Genomic DNA, 24,532 nt, shown 5'->3' with positions numbered 1-24,532 from the left:
AAATTAATGAATTCGTATTTATTACTAAGTGCTTGTTTATCAGCAGCCCAAAATTCTGTTTATATATCTTTTATTTTTCAATTACTCTAAAACTATTCTATCTAACTTAATTAACTACAAATTGATCTATTGTAGAATTTAATTTTTCAACAACAACATTTAATTCCTCAGCAAATTGAGACACTTTTTGAATTTCTTCAATTTGTTCATTTGCTCCAGCTGATACCTGTTCAGTGGCTGCCGCTGTTTCTTCTGAAATTGCTGAAATGCTTTCCATTGCAATTTTAGTTTTATCTTTCGAATCAACTATTTCATTAATTGATCCAACTATATCTTTCAATTGATAAGATATTTGATTCATACCTTCAAATATAATTTTAAAAGCCTCATCTGTATTCTCAACTGCATTCATTTGTTCTTTTATTATAGTAGTAGAATTGCCTGCTTCTCTTACCATAACTTCTACTTTATTTTCTATATCATTAATGATTTTATTAATTTGAACAGATGATTCTTTCGATTTATCAGCTAATTTTCTTACTTCATCAGCAACAATAGCAAATCCTTTTCCTGCATCTCCAGCTCTTGCAGCTTCAATAGCAGCATTTAATGCTAATAAATTAGTTCGTTCTGCTATATCACCAATTAACTCTACAATTTCCTTTATATCTTTTACATTTAAATTTAAAGAGTTTACATCTCCAACAATTTTAGCTGAAACTTTACTTGTTTCTTCAGCTTTATTTTTCAATATTTTGACTGATACAACAGCTTCTTTTTTTAATTTTTGCGTTTCTTCTAGTACATCCCACACATTTTCTGTTTTTCTACTCACTTTATTTATCCCATTGGATAAAATATTCATGCATTCCATTCCTTCGTTAGCGCTAATAGCCTGATTTGAAGCTCCTTGTGCAATTTCACTCATTGTAGCTGCAATTTCCTCTGAAGATGAACAAGAACGTTCCGAAACTTCAGCAATCGTTTTTGTATTATTTGATACATTATTAGCTAGAATTTTGACGCCACTGATTAAAGTACTTATTTTAATTACCATATCATTAAATGCATTTATTACTTCTCCAATTTCATCTTTACTATCATCAGTTATAAGTAACGCTAAATTTCCATTCTTTGCTTTCTTCATAAGTGAAACTAACTTTCCTAGTGGATTAGAAATGCTTCTTGAGACTATTAATGCCACAAGCATTGAAATTATAAATGAAACCAAACCGATAATTATAGTATTATTCCTTAAAATATTTGACTCTAAATTCAAATAACTATATGGAATAACTCCTACTACATACCAGTCCGAACCACTTAAAGGTGCATAAGATACTAATGACTCCCCATCATTTGTTGAAAAATATTGTTTTGTTTGTTTTGTTTCATCATCAATATTAAATAAATCTTTTTCTTTATCTTTAATCTTTTCAATAATACTTTTATCCTTATACTCAGTTCCAATTAAACTTGAATCCTCGTTTAATATGACAATCCCCTTTGAATCCACAACAAATATATCTGAGTTAGTGCCTAAGCTTACATTTTTAAATAAGTTAACAAATAATTTAGGGTTTAATTCTTCTATAATAATTCCAAAATTTTCACCAGTAGTTAAAGTATTAATTTGAGCAGAAGCATAAATTTTATAACCTGATGCATTTTTATTTAATGACCATACAAATTTCCCTTTTCCCTCATTTGATAAATCTGATAAATTTCTTCTTATATCATCAGATAATTGATTAGAGAAGCTACCAATCTTCTCATTGTCAGTACCTATAATTCCCAAACCAGTCATATCATTTTTTGTTCCCGCTTTACTTTTCATTAAATTAGTTAAATCATTAATTCTGCGATAACCTTCTGACAAATCTATCTCTTGTTTATTCTCAAAATAATCTTGAAAATCTGGTTCTGTTACTATTGACATTGCAAAATTAGAGTTCTTATCCATTTCACTTAAAATATTCAATCCAATTTGTGACATTACCTGTGACGAAAAGTTGGAAATTTTATTATCGATTGAGTTTTTAGATTGTAATACTGATGTAACTCCTACTATTAGTAGCGGAATCAAAACTAGTAGTCCATAAGAAATCATCAATCTAGTTTTTATTTTTGAACTTCTTATAATACGTTCAAACTCATATAAAATATTTCTCTTTTTCTTATCCCTTATATTTTTAGCTGTTTTTTTATGGTTTACCTTGAAAATTTTTATCATTATATATATCTCCTTATATAATATCTTTATTAATTAGATAAATTATCTAATTTAGGCTGTTATTCACCAAAAGACAGTCAGTATTTTTTCTTTTTATTCCAAGCTTTCTTTCCATACATTCTTTACTCATAATTTCCTCTATTTAATATATCTTTTATTACTTTTATTTTTTACTTTATTAGTCTTTAACTTTAATATATTCTGAAATAATAATAGAATTCTTTCATATATTTATACTCTCCTTTAATACATTAGGTACTTCAAGATAAAGAAAGATAATAAAAATCACCCCATCAATAAGATATACCTAAAAATGGTATTAACTTCGATTATTGGGGTGATTCTAGAAAATTAAATGTTTTTTGAAAATTGAAGAGAGCTTTTTACTACCTTCGGTGGTGATTATTCCTGAAATTAAATTTATCATATGATTCTTTAGTACAGAAGAATATGATGGGTTTTAACTCTAAAATATAGCTGTTTGCTGCCTCGCCTTGGTTTAATATTGTTGTTAGCATAGATTACCTTCTAGGGTTTGGTGTTGGTAACTTAACCCTACGTATTTTTGAGGCATCTATGCTATTTTATTATAAAATTTTGTTAAAGTAATTTATACATTGTATTAATCGATAAAATCTTAAATCAATTGCAAGTTAAGTTGTATATTTAGTTTCCTCGCTATTAATTATTTATTCCAAGCTCCATTGGAATTTAAATAATATCCATCAATATATTCATTACTTGCCATAACTCCATTACTCTTTAAGTAATACCATTGTCCATCTGTATCTTTAAACCATCCTGTAGCCATTGCTCCAGAATTTTGTAAGTAATACCATTGTCCGTCTGTGTCCTTAATCCATCCTGTAGCCATTGATCCAGAATTTTGCAAGTAATACCATTGTCCATCTGTGTCCTTAATCCATCCTGTATTCATCTTACCTTCATTTGATAGATTATACCACGTACCATTATCATTGTACCAACCAGTTGCTAAATTTCCATCAGCTTTAACAAACTGCCAAGAACCATTAACTTTATTCCATCTATTTTTATTTGTATTTCCACCGATATTACTATTTTCTGTCTCATTTTGATTAGTAGTCTCTGAACTTGAAGAGCTATCATTTGATGATGAATTTGAACCGCTACTTGACCCTGAACTGCTATTATTATTTTGTACCTTTAGTCCACCTATTGCTGACTGTAAATTAGCTTTTGCATTATCTATTTGTGATTGTGTTGTATCCGCATTATCTATTACGCTCTTTGCATTATTCAATGCTGTCACAAAATTTCCCCAACTTTCAGTTGTATAGCTTCCTTTAGTATCATTTTTATGTGCATCGTATAAGCCTTGTAACTCAGACAATCCATTTGTTGGATTTGATAATTTATTTGATGTGTCAATTATAATGTTCTGAGCCACGCTTGTAGAAACTTTGCTAGTTCTTAAATATACTGTCTTTGCATTGCTATCATAGTACCATACATCACTTCCAGCATTAAGTGCATCCATAGAATCAACTTGTCTTAAATTCACATTATTACGCTTTATATTTGTAACAGCCTTATCTAGTGAATCTACTTTAACTTGTGCTGCCCACACTCTATCTGTTACCTTTCCTTGATAATCACCATTTATAGCTGAAATATTTAAATTAATAGTTTCATTATTTTTCTTAGTTGTAATATCTGTAGTTGCAGATTGATTCTTTTCATAGCTATAAGTATTTCCATCATCTTCATATAGTGAGAATTTAGTTTCTTCTCCTGACACCTTTGGATATACTTTTAAGTTAATATAATCATCTGGTTTCTCTCCCACATAGTTCACGTCTTGTCCCATAGGAATGATAGAACCTTCTTTTACGAATACAGGTATTTTTTCTAACGGCGCATCGTAGTCATCAAGTATTTTATTACCTTGATATTGAGTTCCGTCATTCCAATCATACCATGTACCTTCTGGTAGATAAACGTTTCTAGATACTGCACCTTCTTCATGGACTGGTGCTACCATAATAGAAGATCCAAACATCCATTGATCTTGCAATCTTGCCACTTGTGTATCATTTGTGTAATCCATAACTAATGGCCTCATAATTGGTCTATTGGTTTCATAAGTGTCTTTTGCTGTAGCATAGATATATGGTAATAATCTATATCTTTGTTTGATAAGGTCAGTTGTTATGCCTTCTGCTTGTTCTCCAAAAACCCATGGCTCTCTTTCTCCCTTTCCTTGGTTTGCACTATCATCACCATGTGCTCTAAAGATTGGCATAAATGCAGCTGCTTGCATCCAACGTGTATATAGTTCTGCACTTGGTGGTCCTTGTCTGAATCCGCCTGTATCATTTGTAAAGTATGGTATACCAGACATTCCTGTACTTAAACCAAGCTCTAAATTCTGTGTAAATGCATCCCAAGTAGCATTAACATCACCAGACCAAACTGTAGTGCCGTACTCTTGAATTCCAGAGAATCCAGATCTTGCTAAGGACCATACTCTTTCATCTGTATAACGTCTTTGTCCATCATAGAAAGCCTTGGCTTCATTTAATGCGTATACATTACGTATTTCTGCTGCATTTCCTGCATTAAATTGATCTCTTAACGAATCAGTAGCTGTCTCAGGTTCATTTAGGTCAATCCACCAACCTTTAACCCCTTCATCATGTAATTTTTTTACTTTATCTGTATACCATTTTGCTGCATCTGGATTAGTATAATCTATTAGACCAGACTTTCCATACCATGCATCATAAATAATAGTTTTACCAGAACTATTCTGTACAAAATACCCATTTTTATCTCCTTCTGTAAATATATCAGAGGTTACTTGTACATATGGATCAACAATGTTAGTCATTTTAATTCCTTTAGCAGCAAGGGCATCCATTGCTTCCTTTGGATTAGCAAAATTTTTAGACCAAGAAGTATCAAAATAATGATTTTCTGGTGCCCAATATGCATCTAATACCATTCCGTCTACTGGAATTCCTTTTGTTCTAAAAGTATCTACTATTTCATTTACCTCATCCCAATTCTTGTATCCAAACTTAGATTGGATATAACCTAAAGTCCACTTTGGAGGTAATGGTGCTTGTCCGGAAAGATTAGAATAGTTTTGCATTATTTTATTTAAACTTGAGCCATTCATAAAGTAATAAACCATTTCTCCATTTGGTGAACCAAAGGAATATTCATCTTTGTTAGTTGCTCCCATATCGAAAGTTGCGTTTTCATACGTGTTATCAAAGTAGATACCATATCCCTTTGTACTTGCAAAGAAAGTTCCTGATTGATCAGATACATTTCCAGATGTATCTCCGCCTACCATATTATTTTTCATTACTACTTTTTGACCTACTCTATCAAATGTTTTTGAATCACGATCCATTCCTAATCCATAGAAGTGTTCATCTTGACCCATCTTCATTGACTCATATACTCCAGTATCCCCATCATATTTCAATCCGCCATCTTGTGACTCACCTGTTATTAAATTTGTGTTTGTTGCATCATAATATTCAATTCTAAATGGCTCTTTATATACTCTTACTGTCAAAGCATTAGTACTTACCTTGATGTAATCACCTGCATCTGTAACTGTAGGAGTAACTTTTGCACTTTCATCGTTAACTACAAAAGACTTATCCTTACTGAATATTCCTGTAGGCTCCATCCATACTCTTGCAATTTCATCATTCATAAAATCTACTTTTACTTTAGACGCTTGATCAAAGTTGAATATTACTCCAGTTCCATCTATTGTATAAGGATTCTCTGTGCTTAAATTTCCAAGAGAAGACATAGCTTGATAGTCTGTTGGATTGGATTTTAGAAGTTCTAAATTATCAATATCTAAACTACTTCCAGCTTTTCCATCAACTAATGCCCCTAATTTAATAACTTCTCCATTTTGTATTGTAACATTTGGTAATACAATTGTTGTCCATTCACTAGATTTAGGAATTGCTACTTTCTTTGTTCCCCCTGCATAATTTACGTATAATGAAGATTCGTTGAAATCACCCTTGCTCCTTACCTTTGCTTTTAATGTATAAATACCTGCTCCAGGCGTAGCATATTGCCATAAATCTGAATTATACGCATTATCTCCTTCCATACGTACAAAATTACTATCGCCTTCATTTTGGATGGATTGATTAATCATGTTATTACGGCTCCAGTTTTCAAAACCAGCTTCAAAATCTGCATTATGAAGTGGTGCTCCTACATTCTCTATTTGTGCATCGGTTTTTTCAATTTTTATATTATCAATTTGTAAAGAAGTATCTCCTTGAGGTACTTGCGTATGGAATTCTATACTCATTTCTCCAGCAGTTACATCTGCCTCTAAAGTATATTCAACATATTCAAATCCACTTGCTTCAAGTTTAGTACCATCTTCTGCTACAACTCCATCTTTTACTTTTGGCATAATATTAGTGACCGCATCTGGTAGTCCTGGTTGTGTTACTTTTAATTCACAGGTTCCTCCAGCAAAGCTTGGATAAGAATGTGGCATTAATTTTGCCATAACAGTTACCTTATAATGTCCATCTGTTACATTAGTAATTTTTTGACTTATTGTAGCTTGTCCCGGATCTGGAAAATAGTTGTATAATTTACTACCTTGGTAAGCATCATCGGTATTCACTCCCCACCAGCCATCACCAGTTTTTTCCCATCCTGTTTGCCCATTTTCAAAGTTTCCATTGATAATGGTAGCTGCACTAACTCCTGTAATCATTTCAATAGAATCTAGGTTAACAGATCCTGATTTTCCTCGTACAGTTATTAAGTTAATTCCTTTTTTAAGAGTAAGAGATTGTTTTACGCTTCCCCATTTATCTAAAGTATCTGTAGTTGGTAGCGCAACTTCTTGCGAATCAATAGTATTACCACTTACTCTTTCTCTTGAATAAAAATCAACTGAAGCACCTTCTCCACCATTAGCATAGTTAATATTAAATTTATAATCTCCGTCTTTTGGTGCATCCACAGCAAAAGTTACTTTGTCATCAGCTGTAGAAATACTTTCTATATAACCAGAACCTGTATAATTTGAATGAGTGTTATTAAATTGCGCTCCGCTTACATAGTCTGGGCCGTTAAATTTTGCACCCTCATATGATGCTATTTCAGCTTCATATTTTGAAGTTTGCGATGCTGGAACAATTTTAATTATTGTACAATCATGTGGATCTAATACAACTGTATGGGTTTTTTTAGTTCCTAAGTCCTGATGTGCCCATAAATCTCTTACAAAGCCTTGACTGATTCCCAATTCTTTAGCAAAGTCAAAAGTGAAAGCCTTTTGCTCATCTGTTCTATTAAATAATCCAATAACATAGCTTCCATCTGGCAACTGTCCTACCCATCTTTCGCTGTCACGGCTCTTGTTATCTTTATAATGTGCATTAGTGTTAAATATAGGTTTGGCAGACAATCCAAGTTTATTAAGTTCAATGAGTTCTGTATTTTGATAGAATTTAGCGTTGTCTCCTATAGTATCATATTGGTCTGCTATAGTGATTGGAGAACCTGCTATAGTGAATAGTGAAATCTCAGATTTTCTTTCGTTATTAGCATATTGTCCAGTAAAAGTATTCAATCTTGTAAAATCACCATCATTGATTAAACTACCGGTCCCATTAATATCAGCAAATCCTGTAAATCCTTGGAATGCACCAGCCCATTGTGACCATTCTTCTCCTTGCCAGTTTTGTCTTCTTCCACTGGTATGATCCCAACCACCGCCAAAAACATCTTCATCAATTCTAATCATATCTCCATATTTACGCTCGATTTCACCATGATCTATAAGATGAGGCATAACTAAGCTTAAGATCATATCCTCACCAGCAGCTTCACTCATCCATTTAATAGCCTTATCGTATTGTTCTCTTGTATGTGCTTCTCCAAGTTTACCTAAATTTATATCTGTTCCTGTCTCATACCAAGATAAGAAGTCTACTCTTAAGAATTTTACACCTTGATCCTTAAAGAACTTTACATATCCTTTTATATATTCTTCTGCACCTGGAGCATCTACATTTAACCAATATAAGGCTTTGTCATTTCCTTGTCCACCATTAAATCTATCTCCTCCTGCTGTATTATTGGGATCTGATACTACAAGACTTGCAACTTGTATATCTGAATCTCCTACTTTTACTGTATATTTATCTGGATTTTTTACTACTTCTGGACTAACCCATAATGGATTATAATAAACACCATATTTTAAACCCTTACTAGCAGCATAATCAGCCCAATATCCCCAAGTATGTCCATCTGGATACTGTTCTGTTGGATACTGCCATGTAGGCTCCTGTCCATCTTCTGGAATAGCCTCTACAATTACGTCATCTAAGTCAAGACCTCCACTTTCTCCTATCGCATCATAAACAAATTGTAAATTTAATTTTCCAGTGGTTACTTCTACTTCTATCTCGTAAGTTTTCCATGATTCTGTATCTATGTTAACTACTTCTACAGCCGCTTGAGTGGTTACTTCCACAGCAGCCTGAGTAGTTACTTCCTCAAAAGCTTGGTTACCTATTACTTCAGTTGTCTGATTGCTTGTGTCTTCATCATAATCGCTAACAATCATCTGTGCAGTACTGCCATTAGTAGACATACCATTTTTAGTTTTAGCCTTTGCGCTTACTTTATATTTACCATTTGGTAAATCATTTATTTCTTGGCTTATTGATTGCTTATGAGGATCCCAGTTCCACGTATAAAGAGCTTTAGTAGCTCCTTGTTCACTATCATTTACACCATGAATTGCTGGTCCATCAAATGTCCATCCTGTTTCTCCATCTTCAAAATCTCCATTTATCACCTGATTTCCTACAGGCATAGTTGTTGTATCTCCTCCAGCTGCTTCTAATGTAATATCATCAATTTGAAGTGATGTACCACCAGCTTTAGCATCTAAATAAAATTCTATCGGAAGTTGTCCATTAGTAACATTTACCTCTACTTCATATGAACCATATCTTACAGCACCATACTCATTCTTTGATGGCTCGATGGCTTGAACTACATAGGAACTACTTCCTTGTTCTCCGAGCCTTATTTCAGCCTTGCTTCCATCTGTTGTAAAGCTATCATCCCCACTTATTTTTGTCCAAACTATTAAATTGTAATTTCCATTTTCTAAACCTGTTACTGTTTGTTTTAAGCTGCCAGTATGGGGATCATTGCTCCACATCCAATACTTACTACCAGTATGACCATCATTGGAATCTACTCCATGACCGCTAGTACCACTAAATGTCCAACCTATTTCTCCGTCTTCAAAGTCTCCATTAATCAGCTTTCCAGCTGAAGTGTTGCTTTCATTTCCAGACATATCAAGAGGGTTTGTCATCCAATGATCATTATGAGAGATAACATAACCGTTTTCATTCAGCATAGTAGCTCCCTCAATCCAACCATCTGTAGAAACCATATCATATCCATATGGTAAGAAATTCTCTGCCATCCAGTCAATGTTATCCTTAAATCTTTGTTCAGGCATGTATGTGTTTTTTGTCCATTGGTGCTCATAGCTAATCCAATACATGGGTCCTGAACCTTGTCTTGTAAATTGACTATCTCTAGCAGAAACTCCTTGCCCGGCTAATAATGAACTCATTGTTGCGATACATAAAATTCTTGCCACTTGTCTTTTTATCATATTCTCTACTCCTTTTTATAGTATTGTCAAAAGTTTTACTGTACTTTTGCTCAATAGCCTCCTATTTTTCTACTTTTTTAATACAACTATCTTGATCTCTCCTTAAATAGATGCATTTTTAATTATTTAACGTCCTTGTACAATCCTATATTTTCTTCTAATACAACTGTAGAGTTATAAATTTTTAATCTTACTTAATTGATCCTTGAACAATACCTGCAATAATTTGTTTCTGAACGAAGAAATAGAATATTATTATAGGGATGACTGCCATAATTAAAGCTGCCATAGCAAGTTCCCATTGCTTTGAAAATGCACCAAAGAAATTATTCATAGCAAGTGGTATTGTATTTATTTTTCCGTTTATAGTTAAAAAAGGCAGCAAGAAATCATTCCATATCCAAATACTATTTAAAACTGCTACTGTAACAGTAGTCGATTTCAATAATGGCAAAACTACTTTTGTATATGTTTTCCATTTACTACATCCATCTATGATTGCAGCTTCTTCAACTTCTTTTGGTATACCTTTAATAAATCCATGGTATAAGAATACACTCATAGCTGCTCCAAAGCCTATATACATGAATATAATTCCATAGTGTGTCCCTAGCATTTTAAATGGCCCAAATGAAATTTGAGACATCCACTTTATAAGTGGTAACATAACTGCTTGAAACGGTACAACCATTCCTGAAACAAATAAGTAGAATATTACCTTACTCTTTTTACTTTCATCACGAACTAAAGTCCAAGCTGCCATTGAAGAAAATAAAACTATTAAACCTACACTAAATACAGTTATTATTATTGAATTAGTAAATGCATGTAGAAAATCCATTCTAGCTGCTGCATCTGTATAATTACTGATGTTGAATACACTAGGTAATCCTGTTGTATCAGCAAATATTTCTCTTCTTGTCTTAAATGAATTTATAAACATTAAGTAAAATGGTATAATATAAATTATTAAGAATCCCCATATAAGTACTTCTAATAATTTAAGTTTTCCATTATAACTGTCTAGTGTATTTAGTCTTTTTATTTTTCTGTTATTATTTACCAAAGGAGTTTCAACACCTCTATTAACTTCCATTATGCTTCTACCTCCTTTTTCTTATTAAAGTACACTTGTGTTAGTGAAATACCTGTCACAAGTATAAAGAATATAATAGCTTTTGCCTGTCCTATTCCCATATTATTGGTTACAAATGCTTCTTTATATATATTTAGAGCTAACATTTCAGTTGTCTTTAATGGCGTTAATGAAAAATTTAAATCAAATATTTTAAATGAATTTGATAGAGTTAAAAATAAACATACTGTTATCCCTTGTCTTACCATAGGTATTGTTATGTTTTTAAATGTTTGCAATCCATTAGCTCCATCTATATGTGCTGCTTCTATTAAATCATGAGGTACATTTTCAAGTGCTGATACATATATAACCATTATATATCCAGCATATTGCCATGTTGAAACAATAAGCATTGCTAATATTGCTGTTGAGGTTCCTTGAAGAAGTGATGTAGAAAGTATAGTATTTCCTAAGTCTTTACCTACTCCAGTGAATACTGAATTAAACATGAATTGCCATATAAAACCTAATATTAATCCTCCAATTAAGTTTGGCATAAAGAAACCAGTTCTTAAAAAGTTTTTAGTTTTCAAATTCCTTGTTACTATATATGCTAAACCAAAACCTATTATATTTATTGTAATTACACTAGCAAATGTATATATTATTGTAATTCCAAAAGAATATAGAAATTGTTTATCTTTAACTAAACCTACATAGTTACTAATTCCAACAAAATCATAATTAGTATTAGCTCCATTCCAATTAGTGAATGTATAGTATATACCGATTATAAACGGAATCATTACTACCATTATAAGTGCAAATAGACATGGCCCTACAAAAAGCCAGAAGTCTCGTGTATCCCTTGATTTTTTGCTCATATTTCTTCTCCTCTCTACTGTTATTACTATACGACCATCTAATATATTTATTTCTCCTTAATACTTCTTAATAATGGGACATACTCCAAAACCTTATAAGAAAAGTTTAGAATATATCCACATTACTTTTTATTTAATTTTTATTTTTTAAATTTTGCAGGTGCTTCTTGAATTGATTTAAGCATTGCTTGTTTAGCACCATCTCCTAAATCACTTCCTGCATAAGTAGAAAATATAGGTGCTATAGAATCAAGAGCAAAACCATCTGGTAGATCACTGAAGCACCATGGAATAGTTTTTCCAGCCTTGTTATATTCATTAATTGATTTATTCAATGGGTTATCACTTTCAACAGTAAAATTCGTGAATGCTGGAATCATGTTCATATCTTTAACTAACGCTTCTTGACCAGTTTGACTAGTAACCATCCAATTCAAGAAGTCTCTAGCTTCTTTATTTACTGAAGAACCTTTATTTATAGCCCAATACATCGGAACACCAACCGGAATAGATCCACTTACTGCTGGATCATTATTAATGCACATTGGAATAAATCCTTTATCAAAATCAGCCCCTAAATTACCTAAATCTGATGCAGTCCAGTTACCTTGTTGCATAAATGCAGTTTTTCCTAATGCAAAATTACCAACTTGAGTACTATAATCTATAGTATCTAGTGCTTTACCACCGCCATACTTAACAAATAACTCAATTAAGTTCATCCAATTCTTAAATTGCTCATTAGTAGTTACATTAACTTTTCCAGCTATATAATCTTTAGTAAATTGTCTTGCATCTTTTTGTGCTGCTAATGGAATATTAAATGAGTGCATTCCAGTAACCCAAGTTTCTTTTGTTGTATATGATATAACATTATCAAGTCCAAGTTCTGCTTTCTTACTATCTAAAGTTTCAAAAGCTGCTTTTAATTTATCAAAAGTATCAATAGATTTCGGATCAATTCCCGCCTTATCTAGTATTTCCTTGTTATACATAATTCCATATCCTTCTGTTGCAGCTGGCATAGCATATATCTTGCCATCAACAGTTAAGCTATCAAGTGTACCTTTAACTGCATTTTTTACCCAAGGTTCTGAACTTAAGTCATCAATCTTATCTTTATACGTAGTGTAATCTCCAGCTCCTTGAACAACAAATATATCTGGTTCTGTTTCCTTTTGGAATTCTGCTTTTAATGATGCACCATAGTCTGCACCACCACCTACAGAAGTTACGTTAACTTTTACTCCTGTTTCTTCTTCATACTTTTTAGCTAGCTGTTGCAGAGCATCGTTAATTTCAACTTTCATTTGAAATACATTTATTGTTTTTCCTGCTCCATCATTCTTACTTGAATCTGTTGTGCTAACACTGGTTGAACCTCCACATCCAATCATTGCACTACTAAATAATGTAGCTGTTAAAGTTGCTGCTAGTATCTTTTTAATTTTCATAAAAGTACCCCCTATTAGAATTATTTTATTTTTTATTTATCTGAACATTGATATCCTTTACACAAATGTCATAGTAAGTTTGTAATCCTATATACAATTTGAAATAAAAGAGATATATGAACAAAACATATTTTTGCTATGTCATAATAAATTTTAATTTTAAAACTTGCTTAAACTTTTTCCTAGATGTTATATTGGTTAAGCTTTTACGTAAACACTAGTAATTAACACTCGCCTATATACTGCAAGATACAAGAATTGATTTTAATATTTATACTACTGAAATTAGTATTTTTTCTATTTACCTCAGTAAACGATTAAGTACATTTTAAATATACCACTTTGATTCCTATTTGTCTACACCATATTTTTCTTTTTATAGATATATTTTCAATAATTGTATATTAAATTATAAATATTCTTATTTTTTAACATATGACAAATGTACTTATCATTCCATTAAGTTCCTATTTACTATAATCTACTGTATATAGTATGACTAGAAAAGTTATATTTTCATTACTTAATATTGTTGCTTAATGATATATTATTCTAATATCAATGTAACATTGTCAATCTCTAAATTTGTATTTCCCGGCGCCGCTTGGTAAAATGCTATATTAAGTTTTCCATTTGTAACTTGTGCAGTTCCTGTGATTTCTACATATAAATCACCATGTGGTATATCTGTATACACAGCACCACCACCAAACTCTGTTAGTTCCATTCTACTTAATATAGAGTTACCTGTATTTTGTTTTACCTTTGCTTTTATTGTATAAATTCCATTTTCTAAGCCACTTAATGTTTGCTCTATTTTTTGATTATATGCTTCGTTACTCCAAAAATAACATTTATAGTTTCCTTCTTGAGCATCATTGTTATCAACCCCAACATTTGTTCCTGTTGCTGTCCATCCATTTAAGTCCCCACTTTCAAATCCACTATTAATCAATCTACTGTTATTTCCTAATTCATCCCCACCATCTGGTTCATCTCCAGTCATATAAATCATATCCCAATACTCTAATGTTGGAACTGTAAATTCTATATAATTACCTGCATCATCAGATGATTTCTTTTCAATTTTAAGAGATCTTGTCTCACAATTATAAGCTGGGTCTGGTGATGCTACATAAACAGAGTTTACATCTCCTGTGTAATAATATTTAACTTTTACATTTGTTTGTGTATCTGGTATCTTATCACTGTAATCGTCATTTCTCCACTCGTTGTTGTTTACACCAATTAAGTTAACCATTTGAATTATTTGATACTTACTATCAATTTTAGTATTATACCATATGCTTCCTGCATCATCATTCCTACTTGCTTGGCGATCATAAACGTATACACCATTATTAGTTTCACTTTGTCCATCTCTCAATAGATTTTCATAAGCAACTATAAAGTCATACATATTACGTTCACGGCCTACTAATTCATCATTCATTTTTAAGTTTTCGGCTGGGAAATATTCATGATTGAGCATTTTACCATTATCACCTAACTCTAGACGAGATCCACCTGCTGAATATATAGCTGCATCAGTTAAAATAACAGCACCTGTATTAAAATAAGATCCTGGATGTGCTATACCATAATCTTTTTGCATATAAGCTGGAACAATTAGTGATTTACCATTACTTTCTTTTCTTGATTGTTCAACTTCTTTCTTTAAAGCACTATATGTGCTGTATTGAACTCCTTCACTATCACGATCCCATGGCCAAATTTCAGTATAAAGAACATCAACATTGCTCTTATTCACATTCTCTATTCCTTGTGCTCCAACTGGATTCATCATTACATATTTGTTTCCAAGTGCCTGTTTAGCTGCATTTAAAAAATCTGTATATGTATCTTTTACATATACATAATGCCCATCTGCTGTTTTCATTTCACCCCATTCACCTACTGTATCTCCATGCCATCCATCATACCCAAGAGCATTCAGTGATTTGTTTTCTTGCGCAAGGATATAATCTTGCCATCCCTTATTCCACGGATTAAAGAAGTATAATGTACTATCTCCTGTAGGAGTATCAGACATAAAAAAGGTAAACCTTTGCCCTCTCTTATCTACATTTGAGTTATTTTCTGAGTACCATAAACCCCAGTCTTCATGAACACCATCATCCCAATAATTGCTTCCATTAGTACTATTTGATGTTGCAGCATAAATCATGTTATATTGCATATTTACCATATTGGCTTGTTTCGCTGAAGAAATATAACTTCGAATTGTATTACCATAGATTTTTCTTCCTGCCCAGTCATCCCAAACTTCAGTATTATCTGAAGCTGGTTTATGATGCCTATATTGAGCATCATAATACTGTAACCCATTAATGTGGTAATTCTTAAGTGTCCATATGGCATTTCTTGTATCTGTATGTTCCTCAAACTTTGTTAAATATCCATAACGTGGGAACTTTGTCCAACCTGATGATACATCAACACCAACAGTTTCAGTATCTAAAACAATTCCATTTTCATCTTTACATATAGCTTGTACAAGATATCCCTTGAAGTTATCATTCGGAACTGTCCAATTACAAACTACTGGAGTAGAAGTAGTTCCTCCAGTCTTAGCTGAATATGATACTGTTTGCGACAAACTTACATCTTTTTCAAGATGTTTAAAGTTAAATGTAACTTTTCCATTAGTAACATCTTTTCCTGAGTTATTTGTAACATCCATATAAATAGTTACTTTGTCGCCTGGATTATACATAGCTTTATCGGTATTTAAGTCTCTAATCATTTTGCCTGTAGTAGAAGATGCTGCTGACACTGGAATTCCCTCAATAAATGCACTTGACATAGTTACTGTCAGAGCTAATAATACACTCTGTATTACTTTTAATTTTTTCCTCTCCTTTTTCACAACTATACATCCCTTCATTCTTATTATTAAATATTTCTCATACTTTGTAATTAACTCTAAAAATGAATTATCAGTTGTACTTAAATATATAGGTATCAATAACATGAATATATAACCATACTCCCCCCATTTCATTTAAATTTCTCAATATGCTTATTGATTTCTATATAATTCCTCTTATGCAATTTAAATAATCAACACCCTTTTGCGTTAGGTTCATTTTGGTGTATTAATTTTTTTGACAATACTACATTTACTAGACTATATAATAAACTACTTTTCAAAGAGTAGTTGGAATATTTCATTTCAACTCATTAAACGTTTACTGAAGATTAGGAATAAACAACAGATAGATTTTCTCTTTTCTTAAAACTACCTGATGTCATATATCTAACTAAGATTCACAAATTAATTTTGCAGCTCCATATATTCCAGCATCATTTCCTAGCTTTGCTAGTTCAAACTTAGTATCTCTTGATGCATGAAATGCACTTTCTTTAAAGCAATTAGCAATATTGTCAATTAAAGCATTACCGCTTTTTGATACACCTCCGCCAATTACAAATACGTCTGGATCAATAACACATGAAATATTTGCTAAAGCTTTTCCTAAATTAACACTAAAATCATTTACTAATATTAGTGCTAATTCATCTCCTGATTTTGCGGAATCAAATATATCTTTTGCTGATATACATTCAAATTCTCTCAACTTAGATTTAATATTTATATCATTTAGAGCCTTATTCGCTAAATTAACAATTCCTGTTGCAGATGCATACTGTTCTAGGCATCCCTTTCTTCCACATCCACAGTATTCTTTTTCATCCTTCGAAACTTTAATATGGCCAATTTCTCCTCCTGCACCATGAGATCCAGGTATTATTTTGCCATCAATAACAATTCCACCACCAACACCAGTTCCTAGCGTTATCATTACAATGTTTTTATATCCTTTTCCTCCACCTTGCCACATCTCTCCAAGTGCAGCAACATTAGCATCATTTCCAACTTTAATAGGTAATTTTATTAATTTATTTACCTCTTCTACTATATTAAAAATATCCCATCCAAGATTCACGCATTTAAGCACTGTTCCATCATCTTTAACTGGTCCTGGTATCCCTATTCCTACACCTAACACATTCTCCTTCAAAATATTGTTTTCTCTTAGCTTATTTTCAAGTGTTTCTACAATATCTTTTAGAATATATCTGCCCTGATGCTCTTTTCTTGTTTTAATCTCCCACTTATCTAACAACTCTCCTTGAGCCTTAAATAAGCCAAGTTTAACGGTTGTCCCACCAATATCTACACCTATTATATAATCTTTCATTTATACTGCTCCTTTTAAGACTTTAATCTAATATAAATTTATAAATTTTTGCTTCATATGGTCTAAGTTCTATATTATCTATTGGCTCGTATACATCAGAATTATAGTTAGAAATTAAAAGTTCTCTAGATTTAAATTCAATTTGTTCTTCAAGAAGAAACTTTGTTTTATTCCCTGTAAAATTACATACTACTAGTAATTTTTCATTTTCAAAAGTTCTTGTATATGCAAATACTTCATTATTTTCTTCTAAAATTAATTTATATTCTCCATGTATAACTACAGGATTAGATTTTCTGATTTTAATTAACTTTTTATAATAATTGAATATAGAATTTTCATCACTTAATTGTGATTTAGCATTTATTTCTTTATAATTAGGATTTACTTTTATCCACGGCTCTCCAGTTGTAAAGCCTGCATTTTCACTATCATCCCATTGAATTGGAGTACGTGCATTATCTCTACCCTTTGTATATATAGACTGCATTATATCTTCATGATTATAGCCTTGTTCTATTCTTTCATTGTACATATTAAGAGTTTCTATATCTTTATAATCACTTAAATCATCAAATCTTATGTTTGTCATACCAAGTTCTTCACCCTGATATATATATGGAGTTCCCTTCATTCCATGTAATAGTGTTGCAAGCATTTTTGCACTCTCTATTCTATATTCTTTATCGTTTCCCCATCTTGAAACTATTCTTGGTACATCATGATTATTCCAGAACAAACTATTCCAACCTGTACCCTCTAATTCTACCTGCCATCTTGATAAAGCCTTCTTTAAATCCAATAATTCTAACGGCTTTAAATCCCACTTTTCTTTATCTGGTTGTTGATCTAGCAAAATATGTTCAAATTGAAATACCATGCTAAGTTCGCTTCCATCCGGATTTGAGTATTGTTTTGCGATTTCTGGATTAGAACACCAAGCTTCTCCAACTGTTAATAAATTCTTATTTCCAAAAGTCTTTTCATTCATTTCTTTAATATATTCATGAAGCTTGGGACCATTTTCTTTTATTTTCTCATCTGGAATCTTACCTATAAGTTCAATAACATCCATCCTGAAGCCGCCAATACCTTTATCAATCCAAAAATTCATCATATCATAGACTTTATTACGCATTTCTTCGTTTTCCCAGTTTAAATCTGGCTGTTTTTTACTAAATAAATGTAAATAATATTGACCTGAGGCTTCATCATATTTCCATGCACTTCCACTAAATGTTGACTTTAAATCATTTGGTTCTTTTCCATCTACTGGACTCCTCCATACATAATAGTCTCTATATGGATTATCCTTTGATTTTCTCGCTTCAATAAACCAGCTATGCTCATCAGAAGTATGATTAACAACTAAATCCATAAGAATTTTTATGCCTCTCTTCTTTCCTTCTTTAATAAGCTCATCCATATCTTCCATCGTCCCAAAGTCATCCATTATATCTTCATAATCACTTATATCATATCCATTGTCATCATTTGGTGATTTATATACTGGAGATAGCCAAATCACATCTATTCCTAATTCCTTTAAATAATCTAGCTTTTCTATAATGCCCCTTATATCTCCAATCCCATCGCCGTTAGAATCATTAAAACTCCTTGGATATACTTGATAAACTACGCTTTCCTTCCACCATTCTTTGTTCATAATTTCCTCCATTTAATATATTTCTTATCTATTCTTTTATAATTGTCTGTTTCAAATTTTTGAAACATATTTTTTTATATTATCCACTGAACCAAATAAATCTGTAACTAGTAATAATAACATTTTTATATTTTTCTCTTTTAACCACCTTTGTTTAAATTCTTATAAAACATTTGCCATAATTTTATATACGTATTCAAGTATATTTATTATATAAATTGTTCTACTTAAACGCTTACGTAAGTGTTAAAAGTAAAATTACTATTCTTTTAGTAATTTTACTGTATCTCTTTCAATAACTTTATGTGGCAGTATTATATTATCTCCACTTTTCCCGGTTTCAAGCATGTCTAATATTCTCTCCATAGCTTTTTCACCCATTTCATGAAGTGGTTGAGCTATAGTTGTTAATGGCGGATTACTCATTTGAGCTATTAATGTATTGTCATAACCTATAATAGATATGTCTTCAGGAACTTCAATTTTATTTTTATGCATAACTGATAAAGCTGCCATAGCCATTTCATCACTTGTTGCAAATATAGCTGTAAACTTATCTTTTTCCTTTAGAAGCTCTTCCATACATCTGAGTCCGCTATCATACGTAAAATCTCCGTATTTTATTAATCTTTCAGTTACTTCTAAATCATAATCTTGTAATGCATTCATATATCCATTTATTCTTGGCATACCGGCTATTTTATCTTCTCTATAACCACTTATTAATGCTATTTTTTTATGTCCATTTTCTATTAAATATTGAGTCGCTGTATACGCTGCTTGTTGATCATCCACCTTTATATATGGTATTTTATACTTATATGACAAAGTAGACACTAAAATATAAGGTATTTTTAATGAATTTAATAAATAATAATATTCTTCAGTCATTGCTAAACTAACAATAATAATTGCATCAACTTGACGTTCCCCTAGCATTTTTATATAACTTTCTGCTCTAACACCATTTACTCCAGTGTTACAAAGAAATATTCCATACCCATGTTTATTTGCCCTATCTTCTATTCCATTTAATACTTCAGCATAAAAGTATGCAGAAACAATTGGAATTAATACTCCAATTGTATTAGTACTCTTAGTTACTAATCCCCTTGCTATAGCATTCCTTTGATATCCCAACTCTTTTATAGCTTCTAGAACTCGTTCTTTAGTTTCTTCACTATATCCATCAAGTTCATTTACTACTCTAGATACAGTTGCCACTGAAACGTTGGCCTTAACAGCCACATCTTTAATAGTTGCCTTCATATGAATTCTCCTTCAATTTAACGTAAACGGTTAACTCTGTATTGAATATATCATATTTTCTTTCATATGTCTATTGCTTTATTGTAAATATAATTGGTCTTATTAGATTCTTCTCTTATTTTACTTACTTCTTTTTCTCTTACTGTTTTCACATTCAATACTTGTCATTCCATATAATTATAAGGTTATTTTTCATACTTGCAGGTCCATTATTCATACGTTCCACAACTTATATTAACATAATATTTTTGAAAAGCTACCCTAATTTATCATTCATTTTCTATCCGTAATAAATCTATTCTTTAACAGAACCCATAACCATACCTGTAACAAAATACTTTTGTAGGAATGGGTAAATAATTAATAATGGAATAGTTGAAACAACAATTTTTGCAGAATTTAATGTCTTATTAGAAATATCTGCAAGACTTTGCAATTGTGCTGGATTTGTTACTTTTGTAATATCCACTGTTAACTGTTGTATATAAGTTTGCAATGGATAATTTACTGCTTTATTTATATATAATAATCCACTAAAAAAGTCATTCCAATGTCCAACAATACTAAACAAAGATATTGTTGCCAATGCTGGAAGAGAAATAGGAACATATATTTTAAATAAAATCTGCCATTTACTGCATCCTTCTAATTCTGCTGCTTCTTCCAATGATTTTGGCACACTTTTAAAAAAATTCATTAATAATATTACGTTAAATATAGGTACTGCCCCTGGTAAAATTAATGACCAAATAGAATCTAATAAATGTAGATTTTTTACAGTAATGAATATTGGTATCATACCTCCAGAAAATAACATGGCAAATATCATTAAATTCATATAAACATTTCTTAATCGAAATTCTCGTTTACTTTTTGATAAAGGATATGCCATTAGTACTACCAATATTAAATTTAATGCTGTTCCAAGAACAACTCTTAATACAGAAATTCCAAAAGAACGCCAAAACTGTCCTTCTTGCAATAATGTCTTATAAGAGGCTAAATTAAAATCTACAGGAAGTAATCCGACTAAATTTCCTGCTGCTGCTGACTTATTACTAAAAGAAATAGCTACCATATTTATAAGAGGAAATAAACAAGCTGCTGTAAGTAGCAATATAATACTCCATATAACTACATCTGCCAGCTTACTTCCAAAACTTTTTGACTTCAACATAATAATTCCCTCCTTTAGAAAATTTGCATATTTGCAAGCTTTTGAGATAATTTATTAGCAGATAACAATAATATACACCCAACTACTGATTTTAATAATCCTACTGCTGTTGCAAAACTATATTGCATTCCAACTAAGCCTACACGATAAACATATGTATCAATAATATCCGCTGTTTGGTAGACAATTGGATTATATAAATTAAATACTTGATCAAAGCCCGCATTTAAAATATTTCCTAAATTCATTGCTGTCATAAGCATAATTATAGGCATTATACCTGGTAATGTTACATGTATTAACTGCCTAAATCTATTTGCTCCATCCATAGCAGCCGCTTCATATAATCCTGAATCAATACCTGTCAGTGCTGCTAAATATACAATTGATCCATAACCAAATTCTTTCCATACATCTGTACCTATTAATATAGATCTAAACCAAGTATTACTTGCTAAGAATAGAGTTGGTTCATATCCAAATATTTTTAAAAACGAATTAACTGGTCCTTCATATGAGAAAATATTAGCTACTACTACAGCTAAAACTGCCCATGACAGAAAATGAGGTAAATATACAATAGTTTGAATTGTTTTTTTTGCCCATTTTTTTCTTATCTCATTTAAAAGTAATGCAAATGTTATTGGAACTATAGTACTTAAAATGATCTTTCCTATAGCAATTACTAATGTATTTCTTAAAATATTCATACTGTCTGGTATTTGAATCATATATTTGAAATTATCAAGTCCAACCCACTTGGATCCTAATATTCCTTTTGCCGGCAAATACTCTTGAAAGGCCATTATTATTCCAAACATTGGAATAAAGCTAAATATTATCAAAAATATCATACCTGGTGCTAGCATAAGATGATAACTTAGCTGCTTCTTCCCTTTTTCCATTAACTTCCCTTCCTTTCTCTTAATGAAAATATACATTTTCTTGTTAGCAGGTTGAACTCAAATACTCGTTTCATTCAACCTGTTAAAATGTTATTATTTTATTTTTTTATAGCTTCTTCAACTTCTTTTGTAATTTCTTCACCGCCAGTACTCTTCCAAGTTGCAACGAAATCATCAAATGAATCTATTGACGCTTCTCCTGTTACTATTTTTAAGAAAGTTTCATCTTGTAACTTTTGTAAATTTGCCCATTTCAATTTCATGCTCTTTGTTTGTCCGAAAAATACAGGATTAACTTCATTTACTTTAGTTTCGCTCATTAGTTTTGGAGAAATCATTCTTGAAGTATATCCACTCCATGCATCAGCACTTGGAGAATTTGGATTTGCCAAATAATCTTTACATTTTTCATAATTTCCCTTATCAGCTCCTAAAGATTCTGGATCTTTTTCTCCTTTAAGTGCTAAATCAATGTTTTTATACATATCGATTGTTGCATTATAATCATTAATAAGTATATTTACTGGTCTTACACCTGAATCTACACCTTTTTTGATATAGTCCATAAGTTCTTGTTTTCCATAATCTTCATATACCATCTTATCATTAATAACACTTGCTATTTTTACTAATAATTCTGGATGTTCAAATCCTTTTCTAACAACATAAAATTCACTTGCTGGATTTTGTGTATAAGTTGTATAAGAGGCATCTGCATTTGTTGGTATTACATAAGGAACCCATTTTGCATCTGGATTTAGCTTTTTAGCATCATTTAATGGATAATCTGGTGCCCACCATGGTCCAAAAAATGCGCCTGCTTGTCCATTAACAATAAGTGAAGTAACATCATCACCTTGTCTTACTGCCATTTGTGGATCAATTAAACCCTTTTTAAACATTTCAGAAACCTTCGCTAATCCTTTTTTCATATTGCTAGTTGTAGATCCAAATACTACTTTCCCATCTTCTTTAATCCATTGTCCTGGGAATGCATTATACATACCCAAAACATTATCCATTTGGAATAATCCTCCATAAACTCCACCTATATTAGCGGCTGACACTAGACCAATTGTTTTTCCAGCACCATTATTACCTGGATCTTTTGTTACAAATTGTTGAAGAATATTTTCAACATCATCCATACTCTTAGGTGCTTGTAAACTTAGTTTATCCATCCAATCTTGTCTAACCCATAACATTGTTGGTACATTAGCACATTGAGTAGATGGTAAAGCCATAAGTTTTCCATCAAATTTAGCACTTTCCAATGCTCTTCCATTATATGAATCGTACATTTTTTTAATTTTATCTGTAGCACAATTTTTGTAAACATCAGTTAAATCTGCTATCATATCACCATCAACTAACTGTTTTAATGTTGTTGCATCAACTTTCATGATATCAGGAAGATCACCAGTAGCAACTGCCATTGATACTTTTTGATCATATGGATCTCCATTTGCTGCTTCAAATTCATCTTTATTTTGAACATTTAATACATCTTTTAGATACCTTGTATATGCATTATTTTCAAAAGTATCTCCTTCTGGAAGACGTGGACTTCCAGGTGTATTTTTACCTATTGTATAAGTTATTAATTGCTCATATTTTCCATATGGAGTAGTTGCAGCCTCAGACTTACTACTTGTTTCATTTGCAGTTGTACCACTTTTATTTCCACATCCTACAAAGAATGTAGTTAACATAATAGCTGTTATCCCAAAGGTTGTTATCCTTTTCATTAAGTTTCTTTTTAACATACCATAGCCTCCTAATTTTATTGAAATAAATAATACTTTAACTGTAACTAGCTTTGGTTAAGTAATTTATATTGAAATTATAGCACTCAACAAATTATTCGAATATACTAAAGATTTTTGATTTATGCAAGTTTTTTATGAACCTGAAAACAACTACATAAAAATCAGCTGTTTA

General features: G+C 31.4%; 12 protein-coding genes. All 12 read right to left on the bottom strand.

Annotated features, from left to right (window positions below; genetic code table 11):
* Positions 1-106 precede the first annotated feature (106 nt).
* On the bottom strand, positions 107-2,233 hold the full coding sequence (locus CLCHR_RS14800) for a methyl-accepting chemotaxis protein (RefSeq protein WP_079440612.1): 2,127 nt from the start codon (positions 2,231-2,233) through the stop codon (positions 107-109).
* Between the two features lie 685 nt (positions 2,234-2,918).
* Positions 2,919-9,932 (bottom strand): TIM-barrel domain-containing protein, encoded by a 7,014-nt coding sequence (locus CLCHR_RS25465; RefSeq protein ID WP_079440611.1) that lies wholly within the window; start codon positions 9,930-9,932, stop codon positions 2,919-2,921.
* A 190-nt stretch (positions 9,933-10,122) separates the two neighbouring features.
* Positions 10,123-11,028, bottom strand: a complete 906-nt coding sequence (locus CLCHR_RS14790) for a carbohydrate ABC transporter permease (protein WP_079440610.1) — start codon at positions 11,026-11,028, stop codon at positions 10,123-10,125.
* Positions 11,028-11,894, bottom strand: a complete 867-nt coding sequence (locus CLCHR_RS14785; protein ID WP_079440609.1) for a carbohydrate ABC transporter permease — start codon at positions 11,892-11,894, stop codon at positions 11,028-11,030. Before CLCHR_RS14785 ends, CLCHR_RS14790 begins: the two co-directional genes overlap by 1 nt.
* Before the next feature lie 140 nt (positions 11,895-12,034).
* Positions 12,035-13,348 (bottom strand): ABC transporter substrate-binding protein, encoded by a 1,314-nt coding sequence (locus CLCHR_RS14780; protein WP_079440608.1) that lies wholly within the window; start codon positions 13,346-13,348, stop codon positions 12,035-12,037.
* 547 nt (positions 13,349-13,895) lie between these two features.
* Complete coding sequence (locus tag CLCHR_RS14775; protein ID WP_207652322.1) at positions 13,896-16,343, bottom strand: glycoside hydrolase family 66 protein; 2,448 nt, start codon at positions 16,341-16,343, stop codon at positions 13,896-13,898.
* Between the two features lie 289 nt (positions 16,344-16,632).
* A complete protein-coding gene (locus CLCHR_RS14770; RefSeq protein WP_079440607.1) occupies positions 16,633-17,574 on the bottom strand; it encodes an ROK family glucokinase in 942 nt (313 codons plus the stop codon).
* 22 nt (positions 17,575-17,596) lie between these two features.
* Positions 17,597-19,240, bottom strand: coding sequence for a glycoside hydrolase family 13 protein (locus tag CLCHR_RS14765; RefSeq protein WP_079440606.1), 1,644 nt, complete (start codon positions 19,238-19,240; stop codon positions 17,597-17,599).
* Between the two features lie 261 nt (positions 19,241-19,501).
* Positions 19,502-20,509 carry a LacI family DNA-binding transcriptional regulator gene (locus CLCHR_RS14760; RefSeq protein WP_079440605.1) on the bottom strand — a complete coding sequence of 336 codons (1,008 nt, stop codon included), beginning with the start codon at positions 20,507-20,509 and terminating at the stop codon, positions 19,502-19,504.
* 295 nt (positions 20,510-20,804) lie between these two features.
* Positions 20,805-21,686, bottom strand: a complete 882-nt coding sequence (locus tag CLCHR_RS14755; RefSeq protein ID WP_079440604.1) for a carbohydrate ABC transporter permease — start codon at positions 21,684-21,686, stop codon at positions 20,805-20,807.
* Positions 21,687-21,700: 14 nt separating this feature from the next.
* A complete protein-coding gene (locus CLCHR_RS14750) occupies positions 21,701-22,591 on the bottom strand; it encodes an ABC transporter permease (RefSeq protein WP_079440603.1) in 891 nt (296 codons plus the stop codon).
* A gap of 98 nt (positions 22,592-22,689) precedes the next feature.
* Positions 22,690-24,357 carry a type 2 periplasmic-binding domain-containing protein gene (locus CLCHR_RS14745; RefSeq protein ID WP_079440602.1) on the bottom strand — a complete coding sequence of 556 codons (1,668 nt, stop codon included), beginning with the start codon at positions 24,355-24,357 and terminating at the stop codon, positions 22,690-22,692.
* Positions 24,358-24,532 lie beyond the last annotated feature (175 nt).

Source organism: Clostridium chromiireducens (genome assembly GCF_002029255.1).
In the GTDB taxonomy this organism is placed as follows: Bacteria; Bacillota; Clostridia; order Clostridiales; family Clostridiaceae; genus Clostridium; species Clostridium chromiireducens.
The sequence above is the reverse complement of the archived record's forward strand: the minus strand, read 5'-3'. Positions and strand labels throughout refer to the sequence as shown.